Origin of the sequence: Actinomadura rubrisoli, assembly GCF_004349215.1 — a bacterium.
Lineage (GTDB): Bacteria > Actinomycetota > Actinomycetes > Streptosporangiales > Streptosporangiaceae > Spirillospora > Spirillospora rubrisoli.
Genome location: NZ_SMKU01000657.1, coordinates 1 through 1,879 on the forward strand (window position 1 = coordinate 1; position 1,879 = coordinate 1,879).

At 75.6% G+C, this 1,879-nt stretch carries 1 protein-coding gene; it reads left to right on the forward strand.

Going from position 1 to position 1,879, the window contains the following annotated elements; translation table 11 throughout:
* Positions 1–1,879 (forward strand): acyltransferase domain-containing protein (locus E1298_RS46575; RefSeq protein WP_131903753.1); only part of this gene is annotated, 1,879 nt, incomplete at both ends.

The window sequence follows — 1,879 nt, forward strand, 5'->3', positions numbered from 1 at the left end:
CACCCAAGCCGCCGCCGGAGTCGCCGGAATCATCAAAATGATCATGGCGATGCGGCACGGCACCCTCCCCAAAACCCTGCACGCCGACCAACCCTCCCCCCACATCGACTGGGACTCCGGCGCCGTCCGCCTGCTCACCGAACCAGAGAACTGGCCGGAAACCGGACACCCACGCCGCGCCGCGGTGTCCTCCTTCGGCATCAGCGGCACCAACTCCCACATCATCATTGAGCAGGCACCCGAGGAGGAGCCGCGCGAGCCGGTGGAACCGCAGCCGGTCACCCCGTGGCTGCTGTCGGCCCGATCCGGCGAGGCGCTCGCCGAGCAGGCCGCGCGGCTCGCCGACTTCGTCTCCGGCACCGGCGGGCCCGCCGACGCCGAGATCGGGGCGGCGCTGGCGGGCGGCCGGGCGCGGCTCGGCCACCGGGCCGCGGTGGTCGGCGCCGACCGCGAGGAGCTGCTGGCGGGCCTGACGATGCTCGCCGCGGGCGGGAGCGCGGACAACGTCGTCCAGGGCAGGGCCGCGAAGGGCGGGAAGACCGCGTTCCTGTTCTCGGGTCAGGGCTCGCAGCGGCTCGGAATGGGACGCGAGCTGCACGCCGCGTTCCCCGTCTTCGCCCAAGCCTTCGACGAAGCCCTCGACCTGCTCGAACCCGGCCTGCGGGACGTCATGTGGGGACAGGACGCGGCGTTGCTGGACCAGACCCGGCACGCCCAGCCCGCGCTGTTCGCCTTCCAGGTCGCGCTCCACCGGCTCTACGCCTCCTGGGGCCTGCGCCCCGACCTGCTGATCGGCCACTCCATCGGGGAGCTGACCGCCGCGCACGCCGCCGGTTCGCTCTCCCTGGAGGACGCCTGCACCCTCGTCACCGCGCGGGCCCGCCTCATGCAGGAGGCGCCCGGCGACGGGGCCATGGCCGCCGTCCAGGCCACGGCCGAGGAACTCGACCTCCCCGACGGCGTGACCGTCGCCGCCGTGAACGCCCCCGGCTCCGTCGTCGTCTCCGGCGCCGCCGGAGCCGTGCTCGACCTCGCCAGGACGTGGTCGGACCGGGGCCGCAAGACCCGGCCGCTGCGGGTCAGCCACGCCTTCCACTCCGCCCTCATGGACCCGGTCCTCGCCGAGTTCCGTGCCGTCGCCGAGACGCTCGTCCCGGCGCCGCCGAAGCTGCCCGTCATCTCCAACCTGGACGGACGGCCGGTCGAGGAGTTCACCGCCGACTACTGGGTCAGGCACCTGCGCGAGGCCGTCATGTTCGCCGACGGCACCGCCGCCCTCGCCGCCCGCGGCGCCACCGCGTTCGTGGAGCTCGGCCCGGATCCGGTGCTGCTGCCGCTGGTGGCGCAGACGCTCGCCGACGCGGACGCCGCGCTGATCGGGACGGTCCGCCGGGACCGTCCCGAGCCCGCCGGGGCCGTCGCCGCGCTGGCCCGGGCGCACTGCGCGGGCAGCGCCGTGGACTGGTCCGCGTTCTTCGGCGGCGCGACCGGCCCGCACGCCCAACTGCCGACCTACCCCTTCCAGCGCCGGTCGTACTGGCTGCCGATGGGCGCGGCGGGGCAGCCGGGCGGTTCCGGCCACCCGCTGCTCGGCGCCGCCGTCCCGCTCGCCGAGGGCGACGGGCTCGTCCTCACCGGACGGCTGTCGGCCGCCACCACGCCGTGGCTGGCCGACCACCGGGTCGGCGGCGCCGTGCTGCTGCCGGGCACCGCGTTCGTGGACCTGGCCCTGCACGCGGGCGACCACGTCGGCTGCGACCGGCTCGACGACCTGGTGCTGGAGGCGCCGCTGGTGCTGCCGGACGCGGGCGCCGTCGAACTCCAGGTCTCCGTGGGCGCCCCCGGCGACGGAGGGTCCCGCCCGCTGGCGTTCTTCTCC